Genomic DNA, 24,918 nt, shown 5'->3' with positions numbered 1-24,918 from the left:
AGGCCCATGTCTGCCACACCACCTCTACCCGCCCCCCACGCCCCACGTTCACCCGCCAGCCGCACGGCCCGCGCCGGTGCCGAACTGCTCGCCCTCTGGCAACTGGCATGGCCCATCCTGATCGGGCAGCTGGCCAATGTGGGCATGTCGGTGGTGGACGTGGCCATGGCCGGCCATGCCTCAGCGCATGACCTGGCCGGCATCTCGCTGGGCGTGTCCATCTGGAACATCACCATCATCACGCTCATGGGGCTGATGATGTCGGTCGCGCCCCTGGTAGCCCACCACGTGGGCGCAAAAGAATTTGACAAGGTACCGCACCTGGTGCGCCAGGGCCTGTGGAAGGCGCTGGGTGTGGGCCTGTGCGCCATGGTGTTGGTCAACGTGGCGGCGCTGGTGTTTGACCACATGGACATCGAGCCCCATGTGCGCGAGGTGGCCAGCGGCTTTGTCTTCATCATCAGCTTTGGCCTGCCGGCCTTCACCTGCTACCGCGTGCTCTACGGCTACAGCGCCAGCCTGAACCAGACCAAGCCCATCATGGTCATGTCGCTGGCGGCGCTGGCGCTGAACGTGCTGGTGAACTGGCTGCTGGTGTTCGGCGTGGGCCCGTTCCCGCGCCTGGGCGGGCTGGGCTGCGCCTGGGCCACGCTGCTGTGCGTGTGGCTCAACTTTTTGGGTCTGCTGGTGTGGATGCGCTTCGCACCGGCCTACTGCAGCACCTGGCCGTTTGGCAGCTGGGAATGGCCGCATCCCGAGAAGCTGGGCGCGCTGTGGAAACTGGGCTTTCCCATTGGCGTGACCTACTTTGCCGAGACCAGTGCGTTCGGCCTCATCGCGCTGCTGATTGCGGAATTTGGCAGCCGCGAAGTGGCCTCGCACCAGATTGCGCTGAACTTCACCTCGCTGGTCTTCATGGTTCCGCTGAGCATGGGTATTGCGCTGCTCACGCGCGTAGGCCAGTCGCTGGGCGCGGGCGACCCGGTGGCCGCGCGCTTTCGGGCCTGGGTGGGCGTGAACGCCGGGCTGGGCTTTGGCGTCGTGTCGGCCGTCGGCATTGCGCTGTTTGCGCACCAGATTGCCGGGGCCTACACCAATGACCCTGCCGTGGCCGCGCTGGCCGCCAACCTGTTGTTTCTGGCCGCGGTGTTCCAGCTGTCGGACTCGGCCCAAGTGGTGACCAGTTGCGCCATCCGGGGCTACAAGGTCACGCGCAGCCCCATGGTGATCCACCTCACAGCCTTCTGGGTGTTCTCGTTGCCGCTGGGCTGCGTGCTGGGCCTGGCGCCGCAGTGGCTGCCCTGGCACCCAACCAAGGCCATGGGTGCGCAGGGTTTCTGGATTGCGCTGGTGGTGGGCCTGACGGTAGCCGCCGTGGGCCTGGTGCTGCTGCTGCGCCGGGTGGCGCTGGACCACCTGCCCGGGCAGGCCCGCAGCGCATGAATACGCCCCTGCCCTTGCATATCTGCCTGGCTGGCCCGACGGCCAGCGGCAAGACCGCTGCCGCGCTCGCAATTGCAGAGCACCACCCTTGCGAGATCATCAGTGTGGACTCCGCGCTGGTGTTCCGTGGCATGGACATTGGCACGGCCAAGCCCAGCGCCGCCGAGCTGGCCGCTGTGCCGCACCACCTCATCGACATCCGCGACCCACTGAATGCCTACAGCGCGGCCGAGTTTGTGCGGGATGCCCAAGCGCTCATCACCGACATTGCGGCGCGCGGCAAGTTGCCGCTGCTGGTGGGCGGCACCATGCTGTACTTCAAGGCCCTGTTTGACGGGTTGGACGACATGCCCGCCGCGAACCCCGAAGTGCGTGCCGCACTGGACGCTGAAGCCACCGAGAAAGGCTGGCCCGCCATGCACGCCCAGCTGGCGCAGGTGGACCCCATCACCGCCGCCCGCTTGGCCCCGGCCGACAGCCAGCGCATCCAGCGCGCGCTGGAGGTGTACCGCATCTCCGGCCTGCCGCTGTCACACTTTCACGCGGCCAGCTCTGCTGTCAAAACAGAAGCTGCTCGCGCAGATTCCACGGGGGCTAGAGCCCTAATTTCCTTGGAACCCGTGGACCGGGCCTGGCTGCACGGCCGCATCGCCCAGCGCTTTGACACCATGCTGGCGCAGGGTTTTCTGGACGAGGTGCAGGCCCTGCGCGCGCGCGGCGATCTGCACCTGGACCTGCCCAGCATGCGATGCGTGGGCTACCGCCAAGCGTGGGAGGCACTCGATGGTTTGTGGCCCATGGCTGAACTGCGCGACAAGGGCATCTTCGCCACGCGCCAGTTGGCCAAGCGGCAGATCACCTGGCTGCGCTCCATGCCGCAACGCCAGGTGGTGGCCGCTGACGCGCCCGATGCGCTGGCGCATGTGATGGCGTTGGTGAGTACCGCGCTCAACCACCAGGCCACCCCATGACCCTGCGCGTCCAGAATCTCAGCAAGCACTACGGCAGCACGCCTGTCTTTGCCAATGTCTCGCTGGACGTGGCACCCGGCGAGTTTGTCGCCATCGTCGGTGAGTCCGGGGTGGGCAAATCCACATTGCTGAACTGCATGGCCGGGCTGGACCACTGGGACAACGGCAGCGTGCAGCTGGCCGGACACGACCTGGCCACGTTAAACGACGACGCCCGCGCCCTGCTGCGCCGTGAGGCCGTGGGTTTTGTGTTCCAGGCCTTCCACGTACTGCCGCACCTGGACGTGGCGCAAAACGTGGCGCTGCCCTTGCTGCTGCTGAATCGGCCAGACCCTGCGCGGGTCGAGTCTCTGCTGGAGGCCGTGGGCCTGGGGGGCCTGGGGGCCCGCCTGCCACAGCAGCTCAGTGGCGGGCAGTTGCAGCGCGTGGCCATTGCGCGGGCTCTGGTCCACCAGCCCGCCCTGCTGCTGGCCGATGAGCCTACGGGCAACCTGGACCCCACCACCGCCGCCAAGGTGATGGACGCACTGGTGGCGCAAACCCGCCAGCATGGCACCGCGCTGGTGCTGGTCACCCATTCGCTGGCCGCCACCGCACAGGCCGACCGCGTGTTGCATTTGCGTGCCGATGGCATCGCGCCACAAACACCCGCAATAGCCCCCGTTTCAACCCCCAATCTCTGAGCAGTTGGCAACACAGACGCCGGCGCTTGCGCTAGACTGGTTTGGATGGTGAAACAACGCCTTACCAACGTTCTGCTGATTCCTGCCCTCTGCGCCCTGGCCACCAGCGCCGCGCAGGCAGGTTGCAGCCGCCCCATGAACGTGCCCATGTCCGCCACGGGGCAAAGCGTGATGATTGCCGACAACGAGATATCGGGCATCTACCCCGAGCTGCTGCAATCGCTGGCCAAAGAGGGCTGTGAATTTGTCCTCACCGCTGTTCCCCGTGCCCGCCAGGAGCTGATGTTCGAGACCGGCAAAGCCGACCTGCTCATCCCGGCCAGCAAAACACCACGGCGCGATGAACTCGGCATCTTTGTGCCGCTGATCCGCAGCCGTGCCACCCTGATCTCGCTGGACGCCAAACGCCCGCCTCTCAAAAGTGCCTATGAGCTGCTGGAACGCAAAGACACCCGGGTGGTGCTGGTGCGCGGCTTTGACTACGGCGTGCCTTACCAAGAGTTGATGGAGGCCCTGGCCAAACAAAACCGTCTGCTGCTGGAGTCCGACCCGGTTGCCGTAGCCCGCGTGCTCAAGGCCAACCCCGGCGACGTGACCATCATGGCTCCGGTGACCTTTACGGGTGCTATCCAGGACGACTCGCGTGTGAGCGACCTGATCGACCGTCTGCGAATGGAACCCCTGAACGAACTACCCTGGGGAGACAGTGGTGTCTACCTGTCCAAGGCTACGCTCAACAAAGAAGACACGACCACGCTGCTGGCCATCCTGAATCGCGCATCACTGTCGGGCGTCGTGTGGAAAGGGTTTCAAACCTACTACCCCGCCAACGTGCTCAAAGAGAGCATCAAGTCGCGCGACAGCAAATAAAAACGGCCCTTGCAAGGGCCGTTTTCTCATCTGCGCCAGAAGAACTGGCCCTAGGCTATCAAGCCTGCTTTTTGCGGCGTGCCACCACACCGATGGCGGCCAGACCGGCCAGCATCAGCGCATAGGTTTCGGGTTCAGGCACCGCGCTCACGCTGATCAGTGTGTAGTCAGACTGGTTGGTGCCAGCACCGCCCGCAGATCCTTTAACTCCAGTCGCAGCACCAAATGAAATCGACTTGACCAGCGCATTGCCGAAGGGATTGCTCACCTTCCAGGCACCGCCCTTGCCATCAGACGCGGGGCTGAGATTCAACACCGAACCGTTGCTGCCCGACCAGATAGCGGTGTTGACGCCAGTAGCCTTCAAGGTGAACGACGCCACGGAATTGTTGGCAAACTTCACACTGATCTTGGCCACTTCGTTCACGTCGCTGTACTCAGGGCCGTCAAACAGCAGGCCCAGCGTGAAGCTGGTGACCTTGATGCCACTGGAGAAGCTGCCCACGATGGACTCACCAATGTCGATCTCACCAGCAGTGCGTTCGCTACCGGTGAAAGGCGACACGCCAATGCCCTGGTAGCCGCCTTGGCCGGCCTTGGTGCTGAACTTGGCGGCCACATTGTTGGGGCCCACCGCCACCAGTGCGTTGAAATTGGCGGTCACACCCCCCAAAAAGGTGGTGCTGTAGCTGCTGCCCGAACCAAAGTTCACGCCATACAGCGTGTTGTTGGTATTGGCGGGGTTGGACGCCGCGGCGCTGAAGCTCAGGCCAGCGACCAACAAGGCCAGAGCGGTCGATTTGAGGAAAGAAGTGTTCATAGTCCCTGCAGAAGAAAAGGTGCTTTACTTGTTACAGGAGGTTACAGAAATTCACAGCCGCTGGCGATAGGCCAATCGGACTAGGCCGCCACAGATTCCCTCACCACTGGGGTGCCAGAGCCCCATCCACCAGCCGGTAACCCCTCGTGCCCATGGCGCGCGCTTCGGTTTCGTCATGCGTGACCAAGATCGTGGCCATCTGGAACTCGGCAATGCGCTGCACAAACTCCTGGCGCAGCTGCAGGCGCAGCTCGGCGTCCAGCGCGGAAAACGGCTCGTCCAGCAGCAGCACGCGCGGCCGGGTGATCAGCGCACGCGCCAGCGCCACGCGCTGTTGCTCGCCGCCCGACAACTGCCACACCTTCGATTTGGCATAGGCCTGCAGGCCAAAGCGCTCCAGCATGGCCACGGCCTGCGCGCGTGCCTCTGCCTTGCGCTGGCCCTGCTCCACCAAGCCAAAGGCCACGTTGTCCAACACGTTGAGGTGCGGGAACAGCGCAAAGTCCTGGAACATGAGCGCAAAGCCGCGCCGCTCGGGCGGGGTGTGGGTGATGTCTTGGCCGGCAAATAACACGCGCCCGCTCTCGGGCGGCTCCAGCCCGGCGACGATCTTGAGCAGCGTGCTCTTGCCACTTCCCGATGGCCCCAACAACGCCGCCGTTTCGCCGGGGCGCACCTCCAGCGCCAGGTCTTGCAGCAGCGGGCGTGGCGCCGCATGCCGGGGGGCGTAGGGCTGCCAGTGTTTGCAGATGGCCTGCAGCTCAAGCATGGTCGCGGTCCTCAGAGGGCTTGGTTTCAATCAGCACAAAGGCCAGCAGCGCCAGCCCCATGAGCACACAGGCCAGCACCAGCGCGGCGCTGCGGTTGGCCGCACCGGGGCGGCCCAGGTGCTGGTAGATCAGGGTGGTGAGTGTGGCCCATTCGGGGCGCGACAAAAACAGCGTGACCGCAAATTCACCCACGGCCGTGGCCGCCGCAAACGCCATGCCGCGGCGCAGCGCCGGCGCCAGCAGCGGCAGCGTCACGCGCACAAACGCGCGCCAGGGGCTGGCACCGAGGCTGCGTGCGGCGTCCAGGTAGTGCTCGGGCAGGCTGTCCAGCGCGGACGCGATGGACTTGGCGACAAACGGGTAGGCCAGCAAGGCATAGGCCGCCACCAGCAGGCTGAAGCTACCGGTCCACGCGGGGTACAGCAGCAACAGGCCAAACGCCACCATCACGGGCGAGACCATGAAGGGCAAAAACACCAGCGCCCGCAGCCACAGCAGGCGGCGCGCGGCCAGCGCATGCACCAAGCCCAGCGCCATGGCCAGCAGCAGGGACAGTACGGTGAAACGCGCCGTGTTGTACAGCGCGACCAGCGTGTCGTCTTCGAGCAGCACGGCCCAGGCCTCCGCTCCTGAATTTATAGCGCCTTGCGCAATGGCGACGAGGGGTAGCGCACAAACAAGCACATAAACCGCGACCATGGCCAGCACGGCGGCCCACTGCGCCACGCCTTGCGGCCCCACACGTGGCACGCGGTCCGCGCGGCCGGGCGCGGCTAAGCGGCGTTCGATAGCGGCATAGGCCAGAGCCACCAGAGCCGTCAGCAGCAACATCCACACCGCCAGCACGCCGGCCTGCTGCAGCTGCAGCTCGTGCGCCACCAGGGTGTAAATCTCTACTTCTGCCGTGGCGTAATCCTGCCCGCCCAGCACCAGCGCCAGGCCAAAGCCCGCAAAGCAGTACAGGAACACCAAACACAACGCCGAGGCCAGCCACGGCGCAATGGCGGGCCACTCCACACGCCAGAAGGCACGCCAGGGCGTAGCGCCCAGCGTGCGCGCCGCGGCCACGCGCGAGGCACTCACCTGCCCCAGCGCATCGGTACCCGCACGCACCACCACACAGAGGTTGAAAAACAGATTGCCGTAAAGCAACAGCCAGGGCGTGTCCTGCAAGTCCGGCCCGCCCAAACGCACCAGCAGGCCCTGCGGCCCCAGCAACGCGAGCACGCCCATCGCGGCCACCAGCGTGGGCACCACAAAGGGCAGCATGAGCCCGCGCAGGATCAGCGTACGGCCAGGAAAATCGAAGCGCGCCAGGACCCAAGCCATGGGCAAGCCCAAGACCAGCGAGGCCACGCAGGTGATGCTGGCCTGCCAGAACGACCAGGCCATGCGCCAGCGCAGATACGGGTCCAACAAGGGCGCCAGCAAGGTGGCCGCACCGGCATCACCGCGCCAGCCTTCCACCAGCAAGCGCAGCGCGGGCGCCACCAGCACCACCAGTAAAAACACCAGTGGCAGCGCAGGCAGCACCCAGCCCGCCCAGGGCTGCGCCGGGTCGCGGTGGCGCATGGTCAAACCCGGCGGATTACTTCAGCACCACCTTGGTCCAGCGTGCCACCCAGCCTGCGCCCTTGGCGGCAATGTCGGCATCACTGGGTGCGTTGAAGGCAGTGGGCTCAGGCGCGAATGTGAAGGCGTCGGACTTGGCCACACCGGCTTCGGTGGGGTACATCCACATCTCGGTTTGCATGCCCTGCTGCACAGCGGGTGAGCGCAGGAATTCGACAAACTTCTCTGCGGCGGCGCGCTGCTTGCCACCTTTCACCAGCGCCACGCCCTCCACCTGGCGGAACACGGCTCCGGGCAAACTCAGGGATGCGGTGGGCGGCTCGGCCAGCTTGGTCTTGGCGTAGAACACTTCAGCCGCCGGGCTGGTGGCATAGCTCACCACGATGGGGTGCTTGCCGCCGTTCTGGCTGAACTCGGTGTAGTAGGCCTCGCTCCAGCCCTTGGCCACCTTCAGGCCGTTGGCACGCAACTTGGCCCAGAAGTCAAAAGCCTTGTCTTCACCCATGGCACCAATAGTGGCCAGCAGGAAGGCGTAGCCTGGGCTGCTGGTAGCCGGGTTTTGCACGACGAGCAATTTGGCATACGCGGGCTGGGCCAGATCTTCCAGCGCCTTGGGCACGGCCACGCCGTTCTTGGCAAACCAGGCCTTGTCGTAGTTGAGCGTCACATAGCCATAGTCCACCGGCACCAGCGGCGCAGGCAGTTCGGCCGCGGGCTTGCGGCTGGCGGCGGCACCGGCGTAGCTGTCCAGCACATCGGCGGCCAGGGCCTTGGGCGCCAGCGCGTTGTCGATGCCGTAGACCACATCGGCAATCGGGTTGGCCTTGGTGAGGATGAGCTTGTTGAGCATCTCGCCCGCATCGCCGGCCTTGGTGATGCGCAGCTTCACGCCGTTGTCTTTTTCAAACTGGGCCAGCAGCGGCTTGGGCACGGTGAATGAGCTGTGGGTCAGCACACGCAGGTCGGCAGCGTGGGCGGCGGCAAGGCCCGCGGTCAGCAGGGCCGCACCCAGCGTGGTCTTCAGAAACGAAAAAATCCCGTGTTGCATGGTGTGCTCTCTTTCAATGCGCCAGCAGAAGGTCGCATCAAAAACCGGCACCCGCAAAACGGGACAGGCTTCTCACACTTCCTACGCTGGCATAACCCAGATCAGGTACATGGGGTATTTCTCAGTCCTTTGACGGACACCCCCGGTGGAAGCGTGGATTGTAGGCTTTTGCGTCTGTGAGACGCCTGCGCAGGCCTAAGCCCACAGGGCGGGCTTGGCCACCATCAGGTAGAACACCACCAGCATCGCGATGAAGGCCGGGTAGCCCAGCGCCTCCCAGCGGCGCGCGTAATGCCAATAGAGCTCTGGCAAGGGCTCGTTCTTGTCATGCGCGGTCTTGGCCATATCGGCCATGCGCAGCTGCAGTGCCACCACGGGTGTCCAGCAGGCGCCGGTGAACAGGTAAAGCGCCACCGTTAGCAACAACCAAGGTGTGGTCCACGGGAAGCCCGCCAGGTAGGCCATCCACAGCCCCGTGATGGGCTGGATCACCACAGCGGGCGAGGTGAACCAGGTGTCGGCCCGCACCACCAAACGCGACACAACGGCCTGCGCGGCCATCACGCCACTTCGGTTGGCATAGAAGAAGAAAAATGCCGTGCCAAACCCGGTGCCCACCAGCACGACGCTGGACAGGATGTGCACCCACTTCAAGAACAAATAGAAACTCACTGCGACCTCCGCATCAATATCCAGAGCACCACCGCGATGGGCACATTCTTGGTCAGCGGGCCCAGCGGATGCAGCCACAGCGCGGGCTGCATCACCGTCGCCACGACCGTCATACCCAGCATCGCCAACAATGCCAGGCCGTAGACGCGCCGCACCGGCCACACCAGCAAGAGCAGCCCCAGTACAGCATCCAACGCAGCTCCGGCCCACACCAAGGCATCGGCCACGCACATGTCCGTCACGCCACTGGCCACCAGCAGCATGCGGCTTTGCCCACGCAGCTCCAGCATGCTGACGATCGCCGTGGCCAGCCACACAAAGACCAGGCTGTAACGCAACCAGCGTGACTCAGCGTGTGCCATGGCTCAGCCCTCTTCCACCACATCCGTCACCATGCCCCACTTGGCAAACTCGGGGGTGAATTCGCCGAGGGCATGCAGGCCCACGCAGGCGCGTGCGCCGGCTTGCATGTGCTCTCCCGCGGCCAAGCGGCGGGCCAGCAGGATGGCGGCCATGCAGGGGATTTCGGGGCCGTGGTCGTTGTCGGCAGCGATGTGCCACGCGCGCTTTGCCGCTGCGCCGCTTCCATCCATACCCGACACGCGCACCACCATGCCGCCCAGTGCGGAGCCCAGAGAGTCGAAGGCCTTGGCACCGGCGTTCAGCAGTTTGGCCAATGACGAAGGATTTTTAAGCAGTCTTCGTTGTCGCAGCCACGCAAGAAATGCAAACGCACGCTGGGCCAGCCCCACCTCCACCGCAGCGCGAAACTCCACGCGGTCTCTCACTTCGTAGTGCGCGGGAAACAACTCCAGATCCGGAATATCACACACGGCACCCAGCCGGGTTTTCAGTCGTTCAAATTGCACCGGCTCAGGGTTGCCCCAGCCGATCTGCGCTTGCCAATGCCCACCGCGCCACACCTGCACCGGTGCGCCGCAGTAGCTCAACACCGCCTCCAGCGTGGCGACACCGCGTGGTGCTGTTTGGGCCGGGGCAATGCACACGTCTATGGTGTCAATGCGTTGCCAGCCGTGGCACAGAAAGTCCACCACCGCAGACGACAGCGCGGGCACGGTGCTGGCGCCGCTGATAGCCACCCGATTGGCAAAGACAAAAGCGTCTTGCATAGCGCCGGCGAATTCGCATACAAAGCGCCGACCATCCGCCAGATCAATGTAGTGCGCGCCAGCCTGCGCACAGGCTTGAGCTACGGCATAGTCCTGCCCCTGGAACGGGCCCGCGGTGTGGATCAACAGTCCCACCTGGTGGGCCCGCAGCGCTTGCGCAAAGTGGGAGCCCTGTCCGTCCACCGCTATTCCTACGGCCTTATTCTGGTGCGGCTGATTCAGCGTGGCAGCGAAGGCCGATGCCCGTGCCGCATCGCGCCCACCCACCAGCAGCTGGATAGAAGCGTCGGCGGCCAGCGCACGGCAGATGCGCGCACCAAAATTCCCATAGCCCCCCAGCACCAACACCCGCATGCAGTCAGCCCAAGAAACCGAGATTCACCGGGTAGTCAGGTCGCTTGGCCAAGTCGCCAAAATGCCGCAGGTTGGGCAAGATGGTGTGCATGTCTTTGGCACCCACGCCAAACCATCGCGCCAATGTGGCGGCGTATTGATCGACCGACGTACTGGGCAGCAGGCGGCCTTGGCCCACATGCCACTGGTCTTGTGCTGCGCCCGTGTTGCCCACGCTGACCGGGGGCGGTGCGCCATAGAAAGCCTGCCCTTTGACCGCGCCACCCACCACGATATGGTGACCGCCCCAGCCGTGGTCTGAGCCATCACCGTTGGAGGTGAGCGTGCGGCCAAAGTCGGACGCAGTGAAGCTGGTCACGCTGTCGCTCAGGCCCATCTCTTCGGTAGCCTTGTAAAACGCGGCCATGGCGTCACTCACGCGACCTAACAGCACCGGCTGCTGGGCGATGAGGTTGTCATGCAAATCAAAGCCGCCCAATGACACCAAAAACACCTGGCGCTTGCTGCCGAGCACCGAGCGCCCCTTGATCAGGCGCGCCACCATCTTGAGCTGATCGGCCAGCGGATTCTGCGCAGGAAATTCGGTGGCCAGCGGGCTGCCCGTGGGGCCCGCCTGGCTTTCTGCCAGGGCGGACGAGATATGCACCTCGGCCTCACGCGCACGCTGGGTAATGCGCACGTATTCGTTTTCCAGCATGTGGTCGCTGGGCTGCGAGATCATGCTGGAGAGCAAATTTTTCACTGCCGTGGAGCCATACACCGCCCCCTCTGTGGCACCCCGCACGCGCACCGCACCGCCCGTGCTGACCTGGTACTGCAGGGCCGCATCGCCCGACAGGAACACCGCATTGCCCGTGACCGACACGCAGGTGAACAGCGACTTCTGGTTGGCCGCCATGGCCATGTCGCCCAAGTGGCCGCCCCAGCCCACGGTGGAGCCTTCGGGCGAGGACGACTGCCAGATGGACTGCTGGTCGTTGTGAGAAAACAGCTTGGGTGGCAGCGGGTAGTTCTTGCGGTCCGGACTGTTGTATTGCTCACGCGTCAATGGCACCACCAGCGGCCCCACATTGAATTGCACTGCCGCCTTGCCCGTGTTGAACAGGTCGGCCAGCCCCGTCATGGCGGGGTGCAGCGCGTACTGCCGGCCGCCCGCCAATGGCGTGCGGGGCTTGAGCAGCGTGCGCTCCAGGTCGGCGCGCGCAATGGCAATGCCGCCACCCGCCTCACCCGCGCCGCCGCGCACCGTGGCGTACTGCGCGTAGCTGGCTTCGTCATAGGTGACCACGGTGTTGGCATAGTCGTTACCGCCGTAGAGGAACACGCACACCAGGGCCTTGTAGTCGTTGGCGCTTGCGGCCGCGGCTTCGCCAAGTGCTGCCAGGTTCATGGCCATGGGCAGTGCGGTGCCCGAGAGCGCCAACTGACCGGCGCGCTTGAGGAAGCTGCGACGGCTGTGGGGGGAGAGTTGCATGAAGTCCATGGGGTGCCCCTATTTTTGAACCAGGTACTGTGGTGCGGCCATGGCGAGAAACACTGCCGCGGCCACGCGGTCCAGCCGCTTGTCGGGTGGGCTGGCAGCGGTGAGTGGTGTGGCGTTCAGTGCCGTCACCATCTGCCCCTGCAGCGCCGCTGGCAACTGTCCTGCGCACAGCAGCAGGTTCATGCGCGCCACCAGGGCCTTGGCATCGGCAGCCAACGCCAACTCAGTGCTGTAGCTGGCCTTGATGTCGAAGCCGTTCTTCGGGTTCTTGGAGTTATTGACATTGTTGGGCAAGTCCGGGTCGTTCACGTAGATGCCATTGCGGATCACGTTCTGCATGAAGTTCAGGTAGCCCGCCACGCTGCTTTCCGTCACGATCTGGAACTCGGGCGCCACTGCGCCCGTGGTGGCCATCTGGGTGGACGGCGGCACATAGCCCGGGCGGAAGAAGTTGAACACCGAGGCCGAGCGCAGCGGGCTCTGGCCCAGCTGGGTGGCGGGGTTGCTCAGGTCGTTAATCTTCCAGCTGCCCTGGGCCGACGTGACGCCAAAGGTGCGCCCCCATTGCACAAGACGCAACATGGGTTCCCGCAGGCGGCCAAACTGGGCCTGCTGCAGGCCAGCCGGGTCGCGTGCCTCGTCGTCCAGCAGGATGGCGGCGAACACCGCGCGCAGGTCACCACGGACACCGGCACCGTTGTCGGCAAACGCGGCCGACACCCGCGCCACATAGGCAGGGCTGGGGTTGCTGGTAACCAGGCGCTGGATCATCTGGCGGCCAAAGAACGGCCCCACATTGGGGTGGTTGAACAGCGTGTCCAGCGCAATCTTCAGCGCCTGCGGGCCCGGCGTGTTGGCCGGGATGCTGGTGCCCAGAAATTGCACCGGTAGATCGGAATGCCGGTTGGGCGTGAGCGACATGCGCTGTTTGGCAAAGTTAGTGTTGCCCACCTTGCGTTTGCCTTCGGGGTCGAACGGCACGACCACGTTCTGCCGCTGGTCAAAGTCGTAGCCGGTGAACACACGGGCCAGTTGGCTCACGTCGTTTTGCACATAGGTTTCCATTCGCGCACCGGCGGAATTGACCTTGTCGGTGCCATCGGGGTTGAGCTGGTACAGGCCAATGGAGAACAGCTGCATCACCTCGCGCGCATAGTTTTCATCGGGCACGCGGCCCGTGGCGGGGTTTTCCTTCTGGTTGCCCTTGGTGTTCAGGTAGTGGCCCATGGCCGGGTTCAGCGATACGTCTTCCAGCAGGTCGCGGAAGTTGCCCAGCGCGTGCTGCACCAGCGTGTCCCAGTAGTGCGCCATCACATGGCTGCGCCAGGCCAGGTCCAACCCCGTGAGCGAGACCACAAAAAACTCGGACAACGCCAGCGCCAGCCGCTTGCGCACTGGGTCGGGCGCCGTCATGAGCTGGTTCCAGATCATGTAGTCGCCGGGGTAGAAGTGGTCGAAGTAGCGCGTGTCGTTGGCAATGGTGCCGTAGCCCCGTGCGTTCAGCCAATCCCAGCCCGTTTGGCCCAGTGGCGCATCAAACTGCTGGGCCAGCCAGTCGGCGTAGCCCTGCCGTTGCACCGCGGCAATTTCGGCGTCTGACGCGGAAAACTGCGCCTGCAGCAAAAAGCGAGCTGCTGCTTCCGGTGTGCTGGCGGTGGCGTAGTGCTGGCTGGGGCGCTGCAGTGGCACACCACGGCCATAGCGTGCGCCCGGTGCAGCACAGGCCGCCAGCAAGGCGCTGAGCCCGGCCAGCGCTGCGTGTTTGGCCCACTGCGGGGTATTGGCATCGGCCGTCTCAAGGGCGGCGGAATCGTCAAACGCGTCTTCGGTCATGGTGCATTCCATGGCGGCCGGTGGCCGCACAACCGCGCCATGGTAACCAAGCTTGTGTCAACGCTGTGTGAAGCTTACGAGGCAGATGCGCTAGGCTCGGGCGCATGTTGATGGCGCTGTTCACCACTTTTTCCTGGCAAGAGCTGCGCCACCACCCCTGGCGCAATGGGGCGGCCGTGGTGTCGGTGATGTTGGGGGTGGCGCTGGCGTTTGCGGTACACCTGATCAATGCCTCGGCGCTGGACGAGTTTTCACAGGCCGTGCGATCCGTGGGCGGTCAGCCTGACCTGGAGCTGCGCAACACTGCGGGCGGCAATGCAGGTGTGGGCCTGGCGCTGTGGGGCCGCCTGCTGAACCACCCGGATGTGGCGGTGGCGTCCCCCGTGCTGGAGCTGAGCACCTACGCCGTGCAAGACGGCCGCAAGGTGTTGCTGCGCGTGGTGGGCGTAGACCCGCTGCAGGTGGCCGGCGTGGCGCCGGACCTGCTGCCCCAGCCGACGGCGGGCGCTGACCGGCTGGCGCTGTTGGCGCCGGACACCCTCTTTTTGAACCCTCTGGCCCGCCAAACCCTAAAAGGTAACAATTTGCAACTGCAACAGGGCCTGCAGTTGCGCACCGTGCAGGTGGCGGGTGGCGTGCAGGCCGGTGGCGCACCGCTGGCGGTGATGGACATCGCAGCGGCGCAAGAGCTGTTTGCTGTGGGTGACCGCATCACCCGCGTGGACCTGCGGCTGCGCACCGGGGTAGACCGCGCCGCCTTTGTGCGCGCCGCCCAGGCCGCCCCGAACTGGCCCGCAGGCGCCACGCTACGTGAACCGGGCGATGCGGTGGCACGCATTGGCAACCTGTCGCGCGCCTATCGGGTGAATCTGACGGTGCTGGCGCTGGTAGCGCTGTTTACCGGCGGGTTTCTGGTGTTCTCGGTGCTGGCCCTCAGCGTGGCGCGGCGGGCGCAGCAGTTTGCACTCTTGGGCGTGCTAGGGCTCACCGGCGCCCAGCGCCTGCAGCTGGTGCTGCTGGAGGCCGCGGCCCTGGGTGCCGTGGGCAGCGTGCTGGGCCTGGCGCTGGGCGCGGGCCTGGCCGCACTGGCACTGCACCTGCTGGGCGGTGATCTGGGTGGGGGCTTCTTTGCCGGCAGCGCCCCCGCGCTGCAGTGGAGCCCGGGCGCGGCACTGGTATTTGGGCTGCTGGGCGTGGTGGCGGCACTCGTGGGCGCCTGGACGCCGGCGCGGCTAGCGCAGCAGCTGCCCCCGGTGCAAACGCTCAAAGGCCTGGGCAGTTCGGTGGGCCGGCGCAGCCAGGCCTGGGTGGGCGTGCTGTTGCTGCTGGCCGGCTGCCTGCTGGCGCTGTTGCCGCCCGTTGCGGGCATTCCGCTGGCGGCGTACCTCAGCGTGGCGCTGTTGCTGCTGGGCGGCATCACCGCCCTGCCAGCCGCGGTAGGCTGGGTGCTGGATGCGGTAGCCCCGCTGGTGGCGCGCCGTGCCCTGCCCTTGCTGGCCGTGGAGCGGGCCCGGCGCGTGCGCGAAAGTGCGGCCGTGGCAGTGAGCGGCGTGGTCGCCTCGCTGAGCCTGGCCGTGGCGCTGACCGTGATGGTGGCCAGCTTTCGCCACTCGGTGACGCAGTGGCTGGACACGGTGCTGCCCGCCGCGCTGTATGTGCGCGGCGCCAGCAGCGGCAGCGCGCTGGACACGGCCTACTTTGACCCCGCCTTTGTGCAGGGCGCGGCCCAGGTGGCCGGGGTGGAGCGCCTGACCACCCAGCGCAGCCTGCCGCTGACGCTGGACCCGGCCCAACCCGCCGTGGTGCTGGTGGTGCGGCCCTTGCATGATGCGCAGACAGGTGCTCTCACCCTGCCGCTGGTAGGCAACGCACTGCCCGTGCCGCCGGGGCGCACCGGTGTGTACGTGAGCGAGGCCATGCTGGACCTGTACGGTGCGCGCCTGGGGCAGGACCTGCCGGCACTCTCTGCATCAATTGGTGCTCTAACCCCCGAAAACACTGCGCCAGCAGCTCCTGTTTTTGTAGCAGGCGTGTGGCGTGACTACGCCCGCCAGTTTGGCACCGTGGCCCTGGAGCAAGCCGACTTTGCCCGCATCAGCCGCGACACGCGGGTGAACGACATGGCTTTTTGGCTGGCATCCGATGCCAGCGTGGCCGAGGTGGAAGACCGCCTGCGTGACCTGGCCAACCGGCTCGCCCACACGCCCGGTGGCGAGGCGGGCAATTTGCTGGAGTTTGGCTCGGCGGCCGAGATACGCGCCACCAGCCTGACGATTTTTGACCGCAGCTTTGCCGTGACCTACTGGCTGCAGGCGGTGGCTATTGGCATTGGGCTGTTTGGCGTGGCGGCCAGCTTCAGCGCGCAGGTGTTGGCGCGGCGCAAGGAGTTTGGGCTGCTGGTGCACCTGGGGCTGACGCGTGGGCAGATATTGCGCGTGGTGGCGCTGGAAGGCGCGGCCTGGACCACGCTGGGCGCCTTGGCGGGTGTGGCGCTGGGCCTGGCTGTGGCCGTGGTGCTGGTACATGTGGTGAATCCGCAGAGCTTTCACTGGACCATGGAGCTGGCCCTGCCCTGGACACGCCTGGCGGCGTTGGGGGCGGCGGTCATTGCCGCGGGTACCGTCACCGCCTGGCTGGCCGGCCAGGCTGCGGCCGACCGCGATGCGGTGATGGCCGTTAAAGAGGACTGGTAGGGCTGGAGGCGCTGTTGGCGGGACTGCTGAGCGCCTCTTCCACGCGGTTGCGCCCCAGCTGTTTGGCGCGGTACAGGCCCGCGTCAGCGCGGTCGATCAGTGCGGTCAGGTTGTCGGATGCCGCGTGGTTGAAGATGGCCACGCCAATGCTGACCTGGCACACCGGCAAGGCCGGGTTGGCGGTCGCGCTTTGGCGAATGCGCTCTGCCACCAGTAGCGCCTCATCGCGCGAGGTGTCGGGCAGCAGCGCCACGAATTCCTCGCCGCCATAGCGCCCCAGGATGGCGGGGCGGCGCAGCAGGGTTTGGGTGCGCTGGACAAAATCACTGATCACCAGGTCGCCCACGTGGTGGCCATGCTTGTCGTTGATGTTCTTGAAATGGTCCAGGTCCAACATCAGCGCTGCCAGCGAAGTACCCAGGCGCTGGCTGCGGGCCACCTCGTTCTCACCCAGTTCAAACAGGGCGCGGCGGGTGTAGGCACCGGTCAGGCTGTCGTTGCTGACCAGGTATTCCAGCTCCGAGCGCATGCGCTCCGTGGCCATCAGCACACCCCCAATGGACAAGAGCAGCAGCCCGAAGCTGTAGCTGGCGAAATACACCACCTGGATGACCGATGCCGCAAAGATGCTGGAGGCGGGGGGGTCCACCCATGCCGTCACCCCGCGCACCAGCATGACGATGGTGAGCAGCACCGACACGGTCAGCAGCACACGGCAGGCCAACGACGCATTGCCATATTCCCCCACAACCGCCGCATGCGCAGCAAACAACACCGCCATGGTGCCGCAGATGAACAGCAAGCGGTACAGGTACGGCGCCTCGCCGGCGATCAGCCAGACCATGGCCACGACGGCGTACACCGCCACGGCGGGCACAAAGTAGCGTGGCAGCGCCACATCCATATGGCGGCAGGTGCCCACCAACAGATACGCGCCGGACAGCACCAACAACACATTGCCCATGCCGGCAGGGACCAACGTTTGCACCAGGCTTTGCAGCCCAAACAACAGGGTAGAGAAAAAGGCCAGCAGTTGTCCGATGGCCCAGTGGTTCAAACCACGGATGGAACGGGGGTAGGTGCGCGCCTGGAAGAAAAGCAGCAATGCCATCAGCAAGGCCATCAGGCCATTGATGAGGATGAAGACGCGCAGATCGGGAGCGGACACTGGCAGGCTCACAGCAGTTGGCTACGCGGCCATGATAGTGGCAGAGGGCCTGCCAGCCATGCTTTTCCCCAAAAACAACGCCCATGCCGGGTGGCATGGGCGCGGGAGGCCTAAGGGAACCTAGGGCAAATCAAGGTGCGTTGGACTCCAGGCCGCACAGCACCCGGCCCCGGCCGGCGGCGAACACATTCGCATAGCCTGCCAAGCCCGCCACCAAGCGCACCAGGGCGCGTGCCACCAACGCCAGGCCGTGGCCTACGTCACGCAGGGGCTCCACCACCTTGGCTTGCCAACGGGTGGCCATGCATGGCTCGGGCTGCGCCACCCACTGCAGCTTGATGTCGTCCTGCCCCTTGTGCGGCCACGCTTCCACCACCACACGCTGTCCGGCGCGCAGCTGCAAGTCATGGCCCAACGCCACGAAATGGTCACCGGTTTCCAGCAGCGGCGTGTGGCGGGATACATCCACCGTGGCCCAGGCGCGGCCAGACACCACGCGCAGCACACCCGCCGTGCGCGGACGCAGAGTCACCGCCCGGCCCTTGGCCAGCACCCAGGGGGCGTCGGCGGACAAGGAGAACACGCCGTACTGGAGGTCAGCGGCGGGTTGTTGAAGCTGGGAAGCTTGTTGGGACTGTTGTAGCGAGGGGCTTTGGACTTGCATGGTGGACTCCGGTTTGGTGGTTGGGCAATGAATGATCTCGCTGCCCAGCCCCACCGTCCAATGAAATCGGGCTATGCTATTCATTCCATTCACGCATTAATCGACATTCCCGCCATGTCCTCCGCCGTCCCCTCCAGTACCGAGATCCGCCTGCGCACCCGGCCCATTGCGATGGGCCACCTGCGCGCCCTGGAGGCGGTGGCCCGCCACCTGAACTTCCGTGCGGCAGCCGAAGAGCTGTCACTGACCCAGAGTGCGGTGAGCCGCCAGGTGCAGTCGCTGGAAGAAGAAGTGGGGGTGCCCCTGTTTTTGCGCCACACGCGCGCCGTGGAGCTGACCAGCGCCGGCAGCCAATTGTTGCGTGCCGTGGTGCCTTCGCTGGAACGGGTGGACAGCGCAGTGCGCCTGATTCGCCGCACCGCGGGGCGCAAGAGTGTGGCCATTTCCACCTGGGCCTCCTTCGCCTCCATGTGGCTGATTCCGCGGCTCGAAGCCTTCCAGGCCGAGTACCCCGACATTGACATTCGCCTGGACGCCACCGACAACCCGGTGGACCTGGACACCAGCGACGTGGACCTCGCCATCCGCTACACCCGCCCCAGCAATGCGGGCCCTGACGCGGTGCGCCTGTTTGGCGAGCAACTCACGCCGGTGGCCAGCCCTTGGCTGCTGAAAAGCGGCCCGCCGCTGCGCAAGCCTGCCGACCTGAACCGCTTTGCGCTGCTGGAGGCCAGCGACAGCCACCGCCACCAAAACCTGGAATGGCTGACCTGGCGGCGCTGGCTGGACGACAACCAGTTGCCAAAACTAGAGCCCAAGCGCTGGATGTATTTCAACTACGCCCACCAGATCGTGCAGGCTGCGCTGACCGGCCAGGGCGTGGCACTGGCGCGCATGCCACTGGTGGCCGACAGCCTGGCCAGCGGCGACCTGGTGGAGGTGCTGCCCAACGGTCGCATCGACACCCCGCTGGTGTACTTTCTGCTGGTGGGGCCACGCAGTGGTGCCCGCCCCGAAATCCAGGCCTTTTGTGCCTGGCTGATGGCGCAGGCGGCGGTCACCCGCAAGGCCATTGGCGAGGTGCCCGACCCCGAAACCAACGCCCACCCCGACTGAACCATTGCCCAGCGACACACCTTCCATGACAATGGCACGCATGCGTACTCCCCATCGTCTCTTTACCCGCGGCCTGGTGGTCTTGGCGGCGCTGTCGGCGCTGGCTGGCGCCCCCGCACTGGCACAAGAAGCCCTGGTCACCAAGCGCGCCTCGGCGCTGCGCGATGGCCCGGCCGACACCGCCAACTCCCTGGTCGCCCTGCCCGCCCAAACCCCGCTGACCCGGCTGCCCACACGCCAGGGCCCGTGGATTCAGGTCAAGACCGCGGCGGGCGCCAGCGGCTGGATCCATCTGTTTGACGTGGGCAGCGCTACCGAGCAAGGCACCGTGGCCAACGCTGCCACCGGTGCGCTGCGCGGGCTGTCCAACCTGTTCAACCGCGGCAGCGCACAAAACCAGAACACGGGCGGCCCCACCGCCACCGTGGGCATACGCGGCCTGGGCGCCGAAGACATTGCCAACGCGCAACCCAATATGGCCGCACTGACCCAGGCCGAGGGCCAGCGCCAGGACGCGGCCCAGGCCAAACGCTTTGCCGCCGATGCCAGCCTGGCCGCCCGCGCGGTGGAGCCGCTGCCCGTGCCCTCGCCGCCCGCCGCGGTCACCAACCCCAACATCAAGGGGGCCTTCCCATGAAGCGCACCGTGCTCGGCCTGTGTGTGGCCGCCTGCTTTGCTGCCGTGCCCGTGTCACTCCAGGCGCAAGACGCCGGCAAGGCACTCGGCGGTCTGTTCCAGAACCTGCTCAAGCCCAACCAGGGCGGCGGTGGCGGCCTCGGCCTCTCACTGGGGGGCAACAACAATGCGACCAATGCCGGCAATGCCGTGGACTTGGTGGGCCTGCTCTCGCAATCGCTGGAACAGATTGACGAACCCAAGGAAATCGAAATCGGCCGCCAGCTCTCGGCCGTGCTGCTGGGCGCCAAACCCCTGCACAAAGACGTGGCACTGCAGCGCTATGTGAACCGGCTGGGCCGCTGGATCAGCCTGCAGTCGGCCCGGCCCGATTTGCCCTGGACCTTTGCGGTGCTGGACGACGCGGGCTTCAACGCCTTTGCCGCGCCCGGTGGCTACATCTTCATCACCAAAGGCCTGGTCGACGCGGTGGCCGATGAGTCAGAACTGGCCGGCATCCTGGCGCACGAGATCCACCACGTGGTGGGCAAGCACCACCTCAAGGCCATGCGCAAGACCGCACAAACCGGCTTGCTGACCAAGGCCATCGCCTCGCAATTCGGCAACAACGTGCAGGGCATGGTGTCGGCCCAGCTGCTGGCTCTGGGCAAGGACCTGTACTCCAAGGGCCTGGACCAGGAGGACGAGCTGGAGGCTGACCGCAGTGGTGTGGCCCTGGCCGCGCGCGCGGGCTTTGACCCCTATGGCCTGGTGGCCGTGCTGCAGCAGCTGCGCACCGCCAAGCCCGACAACCCCGTGTTCACGCTGACCCTGAGCACCCACCCCGCCACCCAGGTGCGGCTGGACCAGTTGGAGGCGGCGATGGGCCAGCGGCTGGACGCGCTGGCAGGCCAGCCCTCGCCCACCATCCCGCAGCGCCTGGCGCGTGCTGGCAACCGCTAGTTGCCGCACGCCATGCTGAGCCGCCGCGCCTGGCTGGCGGCCCCGGTGTTGGCAGGCGCATGGCCCGCAGCGTGGGCCCTGCCCGCCGCCACTCTGCACTTCCCGCGCGATGCGGGCAGCCACAACGACTTCGCCACCGAGTGGTGGTACCTCACGGGCTATGCCAATGTGGCGGGCCAGACTGCGGCATTGGGCTTTCAGGTCACCTTCTTTCGCAGCCGCGTGGCGGCCACCCAGGGCATGCAGTCGCGCCTGGCGGCCAAGCAGCTGCTGTTTGCCCATGCCGCCGTCACCGATGTGGCGGGTAAAAAACTGTGGCACGACCAGCGCATTGCCCGCTGGTCTGGCGAGCCCGCGGGCAGCAACCCGGCAGACGCCGCGTACGCCAGCCTGCAGGACACAGGCGTGCTGCTGCGCGACTGGTCTTTGCAGCGCCAAGGCGCAGACCTGCAGGCAAAAATTTCTGCCAGCGACTTCACGCTGAACCTGAATTTCAAAGCGTCCCAGCCCGTGCTGCTACAAGGAAAAGACGGTCTATCCCGCAAGGGACCGGAAGAGAAACAGGCCAGCTACTACTACAGCCTGCCGCAGTTGCAGGTCAGCGGCAGCATCGCGCTGCAGGGCCAGACACGCACACTGGAGGCTGGCAGCACCGCCTGGCTGGACCACGAGTGGAGCCAGGAGGTGCTGCACCCGCAGGCCCAGGGCTGGGACTGGATGGGCATCAACCTGTTCGACGGCAGTGCGCTCACCGCCTTCCAGCTGCGTGACCAGCACGGCGGTGTGCTGTGGGACGGTGGCTCGTTCCGCAGCGCGGCGGGGGTGCGCTATGCGTTCACGCGCGGCGAGGTGCTGTTCAAACCCACGCGTAGCTGGCGCAGCCCGCTGAGCAAAGCGAGCTACCCCGTGGAATGGATCGTGCGTACCCCGGCCGACTTCTACACGGTGAAAGCCGTCATCGACAACCAGGAACTCGACAGCCGCGGCTCCACCGGCGCCATCTACTGGGAAGGCCTGAGCGAGGTCTGGGACAGCAACGGCAAGCTGGTCGGGCGCGGCTACCTGGAGATGACGGGGTATGCGGCGGCGCTGAAGCTCTAACGGCCTCAGCACTAGACCGCTTTGCGCTCGCCGCGGTTCTTGTAGAAATTCAGGATCGTGCGGGCCGAGTCCTCCACCAACACGCGGCCCCACCAGGCCGAGTACCAGTTGAAGTTGGTGCTGACGCGGTAGTGGATGACGATCTCCAGCTGGGTACCATCGCCTTCGGGAGTGAGCTGGTAGGAGGTGTCCACCAGGTCAAAGTACTTGCCACCGATCAGCACATGCTCATCCAGCGCACCTGCCGGAAACGACTCGGGTTTGAAGGCATAGCTCCAGCGGATGAAGCGGTTTTCGTCCCACGCAGTGATGGGCTCGTCAAAGCTCACGCCCTTGTCCCAACGCAGCTTGCGCACGCGGCCCGAGCCGCTGACTTGGGTGATGGCCTCCACGGGATAGGGCACGCCAATGCGCCAAGCCATGCCACCTTTCATTTCGTTGGGTTGGATGTCGGTCGCATGGTTGATGAGCTGCCAGATTGCTTCCGGCTTGGCAGCAATATGGGTGGATACCGTACTCCGAAATACCTCTTGCGGCAGAGGCGCGTGGATTTCGGCATAGCCCACGACCAAGGGTAGCAACAACAGCGAGTTCATGACACCGGGCTGGGGCTTAGCCCAATAGACCAGCAGCAATCCAACAAGTCCGCCGAAAGACGCGCACAGCAGAAAAATGGGGAGTGCCATGGCAATGCAAATGCTGCCCTCGATCAGCAACAATGCGGTGCCCGCCACAAAGCTCACTGTGGGTGCCCACGGCCCCATCAACGCAAAACCAATGGCAGGTTGGCTGTGACGAGCGGCGTACACCGTGTACACCCCAATCAGCGCCGGCACCAGCAGCACAAAAGCCGACAGCATGGGCCCGCCCGCGTTCGCTGCATTGCCCTGGTTGAGGAAGGGCAGCAAGCCAAACGCCAGTCGCATGACCAGCCCATAGGCAGCGCCCAGAACAAAGATGTACCGTTTCTTCATAGGAATTGCTGGCTGGAAAGTATGACGACGACTATACCGTTGCAACAAACCGCAACAAACCGAAAACCAGCCGCTACAAATTCCATAGCTGCTCGCGCAATAATCACGGGGGCCAGGGGCTTGTTTCGTTATATTTCCCTCGCCACCTTGCCCCCACCGCCTTCGCCCCAACCTAAGCTGCCATGACCTCCTCCGACCGCCCCAAAGCCACCAACCCCAAATCCCTCTCCGGCCTGCTGCCGTTTCTGCGGCCCTACCGGGGCCGCATTGGCATGGCGCTGGTGTTTCTGGTGCTGGCGGCGGGCGCCACGCTGGCGTTTCCGTTGGCGCTGCGCAGCCTGATCGATGGCGGGCTGGTGCAGGCCGACAAGGGCGCGCAGGTGATGGCGCTGCGCGAACACTTTGGCGCGCTGTTTGCGGTGGCGGTGGCGCTGGGCCTGTTTTCGGCCGGGCGCTTCTACATGGTGAGCTGGCTGGGCGAGCGCGTGACGGCAGACCTGCGCAACGCGGTCTACAGCCATGTACTCAAGCAGAGCCCCGAGTTTTTTGAAACCACGCAAACCGGCGAGGTGCTCTCGCGCCTGTCGGCCGACACCACACTGGTGCAAACCGTGGTGGGCTCGTCGCTCAGCATGGGCCTGCGCAATGCGGTGATGGGCATTGGCGCTTTAGGCGTGCTGGTATGGACCAACCCGGTGGTGATGCTGCAGGTGCTGGTGGTGCTGGTCTTGGTAGTGGTGCCCAGCCTGTGGTTTGGCCGACGCGTGCGCAAGCTCTCACGGGCATCGCAAGACCGCATTGCCGATTCCAGCGCCATTGCGGCCGAGGTGCTGAACGCGATTCCCGTGGTGCAAAGCTACACCGCCGAGGGGCGCGAGACTGCGCGCTTTGTCACCTCCACCGACAGCGCCTTCGAGACCGCCACCAAGCGCAGCCTGATGCGTTCGATGCTGGTGGCCTTCATCATCATCGCCACCAGTGCGGCACTGCTGTGGGGCCTGTACCAAGGCACGCAGGCCGTGGCCGAAGGCCGTATCACGGCCGGCCACCTGGGCCAGACCGTGGTGTACGTGATCATTCTGGCCAGCGCATTTGCGGTGCTGGGCGAGGTGTATGGCGACCTACTGCGCGCAGCGGGCGCCACCGAGCGCCTGATGGAGTTGCTGGGCACCCAATCGCCCATCACTTCACCATCAAAACCGCTTCTAGCCCCCATGCCCACTGCGGGAAGCGCTATCAAATTTGAAGCGATTGATTTCCACTACCCCTCGCGCCCCTTGCAGCCAGCGCTGCAAAACTTCAGCCTGAATGTGCAACCCGGCCAGACCGTGGCCATTGTCGGGCCCAGTGGTGCGGGCAAGAGCACGGTGTTCCAGCTGCTGCTGCGCTACTACGACCCGCAAAGCGGCGGCATTGTGCTTGACGGGGTGGGCACGCGCGACATGGCGCTGGACGCGCTGCGCCAACGCGTAGGCATCGTTCCGCAGGACGCGGTGATCTTCTCCAGCAGCGCGCTGGAAAACATCCGCTATGGCAAGCCCGATGCGACCGATGCCGAAGTCAAGGCTGCTGCACAGGCTGCATTCGCCCACGAGTTCATCAGCGCCCTGCCCCAGGGGTACGACACCTTCCTGGGCGAGCGCGGTGTGCGCCTCTCGGGCGGGCAGCGCCAGCGCATTGCGATTGCACGCGCCATGCTGAAAAACCCGCCGCTGCTGCTGCTGGACGAAGCCACCAGCGCGCTGGACGCGGAGAGCGAACGCATGGTGCAAGCCGCGCTGGAAAGTGCCATGCGCGACCGCACCACGCTGGTGATCGCCCACCGCCTGGCCACGGTGCAAAAGGCCGATTTGATTGTGGTGCTGGACCATGGCAAGCTGGTGGAACAGGGCACGCACGCCGAGCTGGTGGCGCGCGGGGGCGTGTACGCCGGACTGGCGGCCCTGCAGTTCAACGCCTGAACCACTAGTTGCGC

At 65.5% G+C, this 24,918-nt stretch carries 22 protein-coding genes and 1 riboswitch; of the genes, 10 read left to right on the top strand and 12 right to left on the bottom strand.

Features of this window, described 5'->3' with window-relative positions; translation table 11 throughout:
- Nucleotides 1-6: 6 nt before the first annotated feature.
- Genes AC097R_RS08940 through AC097R_RS08925 form a run of 4 tightly spaced genes read left to right on the top strand, consistent with a single transcriptional unit; the run spans nucleotide 7 to nucleotide 3,967 of the window.
- On the top strand, nucleotides 7-1,443 hold the full coding sequence (locus AC097R_RS08940) for an MATE family efflux transporter (RefSeq protein WP_479597727.1): 1,437 nt from the start codon (nucleotides 7-9) through the stop codon (nucleotides 1,441-1,443).
- A complete protein-coding gene (miaA, locus tag AC097R_RS08935; RefSeq protein WP_479597726.1) occupies nucleotides 1,440-2,414 on the top strand; it encodes a tRNA (adenosine(37)-N6)-dimethylallyltransferase MiaA in 975 nt (324 codons plus the stop codon). Before AC097R_RS08940 ends, miaA begins: the two co-directional genes overlap by 4 nt.
- Entirely contained in the window at nucleotides 2,411-3,097 is a 687-nt protein-coding gene (locus AC097R_RS08930; protein WP_479597725.1) for an ABC transporter ATP-binding protein, read from the top strand. Before miaA ends, AC097R_RS08930 begins: the two co-directional genes overlap by 4 nt.
- A gap of 48 nt (nucleotides 3,098-3,145) precedes the next feature.
- Complete coding sequence (locus tag AC097R_RS08925) at nucleotides 3,146-3,967, top strand: substrate-binding periplasmic protein (protein WP_479597724.1); 822 nt, start codon at nucleotides 3,146-3,148, stop codon at nucleotides 3,965-3,967.
- A 58-nt stretch (nucleotides 3,968-4,025) separates the two neighbouring features.
- Here AC097R_RS08925 and AC097R_RS08920 read toward each other — a convergent pair whose 3' ends face one another.
- The 9 genes from AC097R_RS08920 to AC097R_RS08880 form a co-directional block, all read right to left on the bottom strand.
- Nucleotides 4,026-4,787: a PEP-CTERM sorting domain-containing protein gene (locus AC097R_RS08920; RefSeq protein ID WP_479597723.1), complete on the bottom strand. Its 762-nt coding sequence runs from the start codon at nucleotides 4,785-4,787 to the stop codon at nucleotides 4,026-4,028.
- 100 nt (nucleotides 4,788-4,887) lie between these two features.
- Entirely contained in the window at nucleotides 4,888-5,556 is a 669-nt protein-coding gene (locus AC097R_RS08915) for an ABC transporter ATP-binding protein (RefSeq protein WP_479597722.1), read from the bottom strand.
- Complete coding sequence (locus tag AC097R_RS08910; RefSeq protein WP_479597721.1) at nucleotides 5,549-7,129, bottom strand: ABC transporter permease; 1,581 nt, start codon at nucleotides 7,127-7,129, stop codon at nucleotides 5,549-5,551. The genes AC097R_RS08915 and AC097R_RS08910 overlap by 8 nt, the downstream gene beginning before the upstream one ends.
- A 16-nt stretch (nucleotides 7,130-7,145) precedes the next feature.
- Nucleotides 7,146-8,177 (bottom strand): thiamine ABC transporter substrate-binding protein, encoded by a 1,032-nt coding sequence (locus AC097R_RS08905; protein ID WP_479597720.1) that lies wholly within the window; start codon nucleotides 8,175-8,177, stop codon nucleotides 7,146-7,148.
- A 60-nt stretch (nucleotides 8,178-8,237) separates the two neighbouring features.
- A riboswitch (TPP riboswitch) is annotated at nucleotides 8,238-8,331 on the bottom strand.
- A 41-nt stretch (nucleotides 8,332-8,372) separates the two neighbouring features.
- Nucleotides 8,373-8,849: a DUF2269 family protein gene (locus AC097R_RS08900; RefSeq protein WP_479597719.1), complete on the bottom strand. Its 477-nt coding sequence runs from the start codon at nucleotides 8,847-8,849 to the stop codon at nucleotides 8,373-8,375.
- Nucleotides 8,846-9,211, bottom strand: coding sequence for a DoxX-like family protein (locus AC097R_RS08895; protein WP_479597718.1), 366 nt, complete (start codon nucleotides 9,209-9,211; stop codon nucleotides 8,846-8,848). Before AC097R_RS08895 ends, AC097R_RS08900 begins: the two co-directional genes overlap by 4 nt.
- 3 nt (nucleotides 9,212-9,214) lie before the next feature.
- Nucleotides 9,215-10,333: a saccharopine dehydrogenase family protein gene (locus AC097R_RS08890; protein ID WP_479597717.1), complete on the bottom strand. Its 1,119-nt coding sequence runs from the start codon at nucleotides 10,331-10,333 to the stop codon at nucleotides 9,215-9,217.
- A 4-nt stretch (nucleotides 10,334-10,337) separates the two neighbouring features.
- Entirely contained in the window at nucleotides 10,338-11,816 is a 1,479-nt protein-coding gene (locus AC097R_RS08885) for a DUF1501 domain-containing protein (protein ID WP_479597716.1), read from the bottom strand.
- Nucleotides 11,817-11,825: 9 nt separating this feature from the next.
- Nucleotides 11,826-13,649 carry a DUF1800 domain-containing protein gene (locus AC097R_RS08880; RefSeq protein WP_479597715.1) on the bottom strand — a complete coding sequence of 608 codons (1,824 nt, stop codon included), beginning with the start codon at nucleotides 13,647-13,649 and terminating at the stop codon, nucleotides 11,826-11,828.
- Nucleotides 13,650-13,753: 104 nt separating this feature from the next.
- Here AC097R_RS08880 and AC097R_RS08875 point away from each other — a divergent pair, with 104 nt between their 5' ends.
- Nucleotides 13,754-16,342 carry an FtsX-like permease family protein gene (locus AC097R_RS08875; protein ID WP_479597714.1) on the top strand — a complete coding sequence of 863 codons (2,589 nt, stop codon included), beginning with the start codon at nucleotides 13,754-13,756 and terminating at the stop codon, nucleotides 16,340-16,342.
- Here AC097R_RS08875 and AC097R_RS08870 read toward each other — a convergent pair.
- Nucleotides 16,326-17,510 (bottom strand): GGDEF domain-containing protein, encoded by a 1,185-nt coding sequence (locus tag AC097R_RS08870; protein ID WP_479597713.1) that lies wholly within the window; start codon nucleotides 17,508-17,510, stop codon nucleotides 16,326-16,328. The two genes, AC097R_RS08875 and AC097R_RS08870, sit on opposite strands and share 17 nt — an antisense overlap.
- A gap of 130 nt (nucleotides 17,511-17,640) precedes the next feature.
- Nucleotides 17,641-18,174 (bottom strand): DUF2917 domain-containing protein, encoded by a 534-nt coding sequence (locus tag AC097R_RS08865; RefSeq protein WP_479597712.1) that lies wholly within the window; start codon nucleotides 18,172-18,174, stop codon nucleotides 17,641-17,643.
- 114 nt (nucleotides 18,175-18,288) lie between these two features.
- Between AC097R_RS08865 and AC097R_RS08860 the strand changes: the two genes are divergently transcribed.
- From AC097R_RS08860 to AC097R_RS08845, 4 genes are read left to right on the top strand one after another with little or no spacing between them, the layout of a single operon-like run.
- The gene (locus AC097R_RS08860) at nucleotides 18,289-19,290 is read left to right on the top strand and encodes a LysR substrate-binding domain-containing protein (RefSeq protein ID WP_479597711.1); all 1,002 of its coding nucleotides are present in this window, start codon (nucleotides 18,289-18,291) and stop codon (nucleotides 19,288-19,290) included.
- Between the two features lie 40 nt (nucleotides 19,291-19,330).
- Complete coding sequence (locus AC097R_RS08855; protein ID WP_479597710.1) at nucleotides 19,331-19,927, top strand: SH3 domain-containing protein; 597 nt, start codon at nucleotides 19,331-19,333, stop codon at nucleotides 19,925-19,927.
- Complete coding sequence (locus tag AC097R_RS08850; protein WP_479597709.1) at nucleotides 19,924-20,868, top strand: M48 family metalloprotease; 945 nt, start codon at nucleotides 19,924-19,926, stop codon at nucleotides 20,866-20,868. Before AC097R_RS08855 ends, AC097R_RS08850 begins: the two co-directional genes overlap by 4 nt.
- Nucleotides 20,869-20,880: 12 nt before the next feature.
- Nucleotides 20,881-21,969 carry a lipocalin-like domain-containing protein gene (locus AC097R_RS08845; RefSeq protein WP_479597708.1) on the top strand — a complete coding sequence of 363 codons (1,089 nt, stop codon included), beginning with the start codon at nucleotides 20,881-20,883 and terminating at the stop codon, nucleotides 21,967-21,969.
- 11 nt (nucleotides 21,970-21,980) lie between these two features.
- On the opposite strand, the gene AC097R_RS08840 is transcribed toward AC097R_RS08845, so the two are convergent.
- Nucleotides 21,981-22,943 carry an SRPBCC family protein gene (locus tag AC097R_RS08840; protein WP_479597707.1) on the bottom strand — a complete coding sequence of 321 codons (963 nt, stop codon included), beginning with the start codon at nucleotides 22,941-22,943 and terminating at the stop codon, nucleotides 21,981-21,983.
- Nucleotides 22,944-23,125: 182 nt separating this feature from the next.
- Between AC097R_RS08840 and AC097R_RS08835 the strand changes: the two genes are divergently transcribed.
- On the top strand, nucleotides 23,126-24,904 hold the full coding sequence (locus AC097R_RS08835) for an ABC transporter transmembrane domain-containing protein (RefSeq protein WP_479597706.1): 1,779 nt from the start codon (nucleotides 23,126-23,128) through the stop codon (nucleotides 24,902-24,904).
- The last annotated feature ends 14 nt before the right edge of the window (nucleotides 24,905-24,918 follow it).

Source organism: Rhodoferax sp. ZS1R25, from assembly GCF_056521335.1.
The sequence above is the reverse complement of the archived record's forward strand: the minus strand, read 5'-3'. Positions and strand labels throughout refer to the sequence as shown.

Coding starts and splice junctions, on each gene's coding strand:
- AC097R_RS08890 (WP_479597717.1), bottom strand. CDS start 10,333: ATGCGGGTGTTGGTGCTGGGGGGCTATGGGAATTTTGGTGCGCGCATC.
- AC097R_RS08915 (WP_479597722.1), bottom strand. CDS start 5,556: ATGCTTGAGCTGCAGGCCATCTGCAAACACTGGCAGCCCTACGCCCCC.
- AC097R_RS08940 (WP_479597727.1), top strand. CDS start 7: ATGTCTGCCACACCACCTCTACCCGCCCCCCACGCCCCACGTTCACCC.
- AC097R_RS08865 (WP_479597712.1), bottom strand. CDS start 18,174: ATGCAAGTCCAAAGCCCCTCGCTACAACAGTCCCAACAAGCTTCCCAG.
- AC097R_RS08910 (WP_479597721.1), bottom strand. CDS start 7,129: ATGCGCCACCGCGACCCGGCGCAGCCCTGGGCGGGCTGGGTGCTGCCT.
- AC097R_RS08840 (WP_479597707.1), bottom strand. CDS start 22,943: ATGAAGAAACGGTACATCTTTGTTCTGGGCGCTGCCTATGGGCTGGTC.
- AC097R_RS08905 (WP_479597720.1), bottom strand. CDS start 8,177: ATGCAACACGGGATTTTTTCGTTTCTGAAGACCACGCTGGGTGCGGCC.
- AC097R_RS08875 (WP_479597714.1), top strand. CDS start 13,754: ATGTTGATGGCGCTGTTCACCACTTTTTCCTGGCAAGAGCTGCGCCAC.
- miaA (WP_479597726.1), top strand. CDS start 1,440: ATGAATACGCCCCTGCCCTTGCATATCTGCCTGGCTGGCCCGACGGCC.
- AC097R_RS08920 (WP_479597723.1), bottom strand. CDS start 4,787: ATGAACACTTCTTTCCTCAAATCGACCGCTCTGGCCTTGTTGGTCGCT.
- AC097R_RS08850 (WP_479597709.1), top strand. CDS start 19,924: ATGAAGCGCACCGTGCTCGGCCTGTGTGTGGCCGCCTGCTTTGCTGCC.
- AC097R_RS08845 (WP_479597708.1), top strand. CDS start 20,881: ATGCTGAGCCGCCGCGCCTGGCTGGCGGCCCCGGTGTTGGCAGGCGCA.
- AC097R_RS08860 (WP_479597711.1), top strand. CDS start 18,289: ATGTCCTCCGCCGTCCCCTCCAGTACCGAGATCCGCCTGCGCACCCGG.
- AC097R_RS08930 (WP_479597725.1), top strand. CDS start 2,411: ATGACCCTGCGCGTCCAGAATCTCAGCAAGCACTACGGCAGCACGCCT.
- AC097R_RS08885 (WP_479597716.1), bottom strand. CDS start 11,816: ATGGACTTCATGCAACTCTCCCCCCACAGCCGTCGCAGCTTCCTCAAG.
- AC097R_RS08855 (WP_479597710.1), top strand. CDS start 19,331: ATGCGTACTCCCCATCGTCTCTTTACCCGCGGCCTGGTGGTCTTGGCG.
- AC097R_RS08895 (WP_479597718.1), bottom strand. CDS start 9,211: ATGGCACACGCTGAGTCACGCTGGTTGCGTTACAGCCTGGTCTTTGTG.
- AC097R_RS08835 (WP_479597706.1), top strand. CDS start 23,126: ATGACCTCCTCCGACCGCCCCAAAGCCACCAACCCCAAATCCCTCTCC.
- AC097R_RS08880 (WP_479597715.1), bottom strand. CDS start 13,649: ATGACCGAAGACGCGTTTGACGATTCCGCCGCCCTTGAGACGGCCGAT.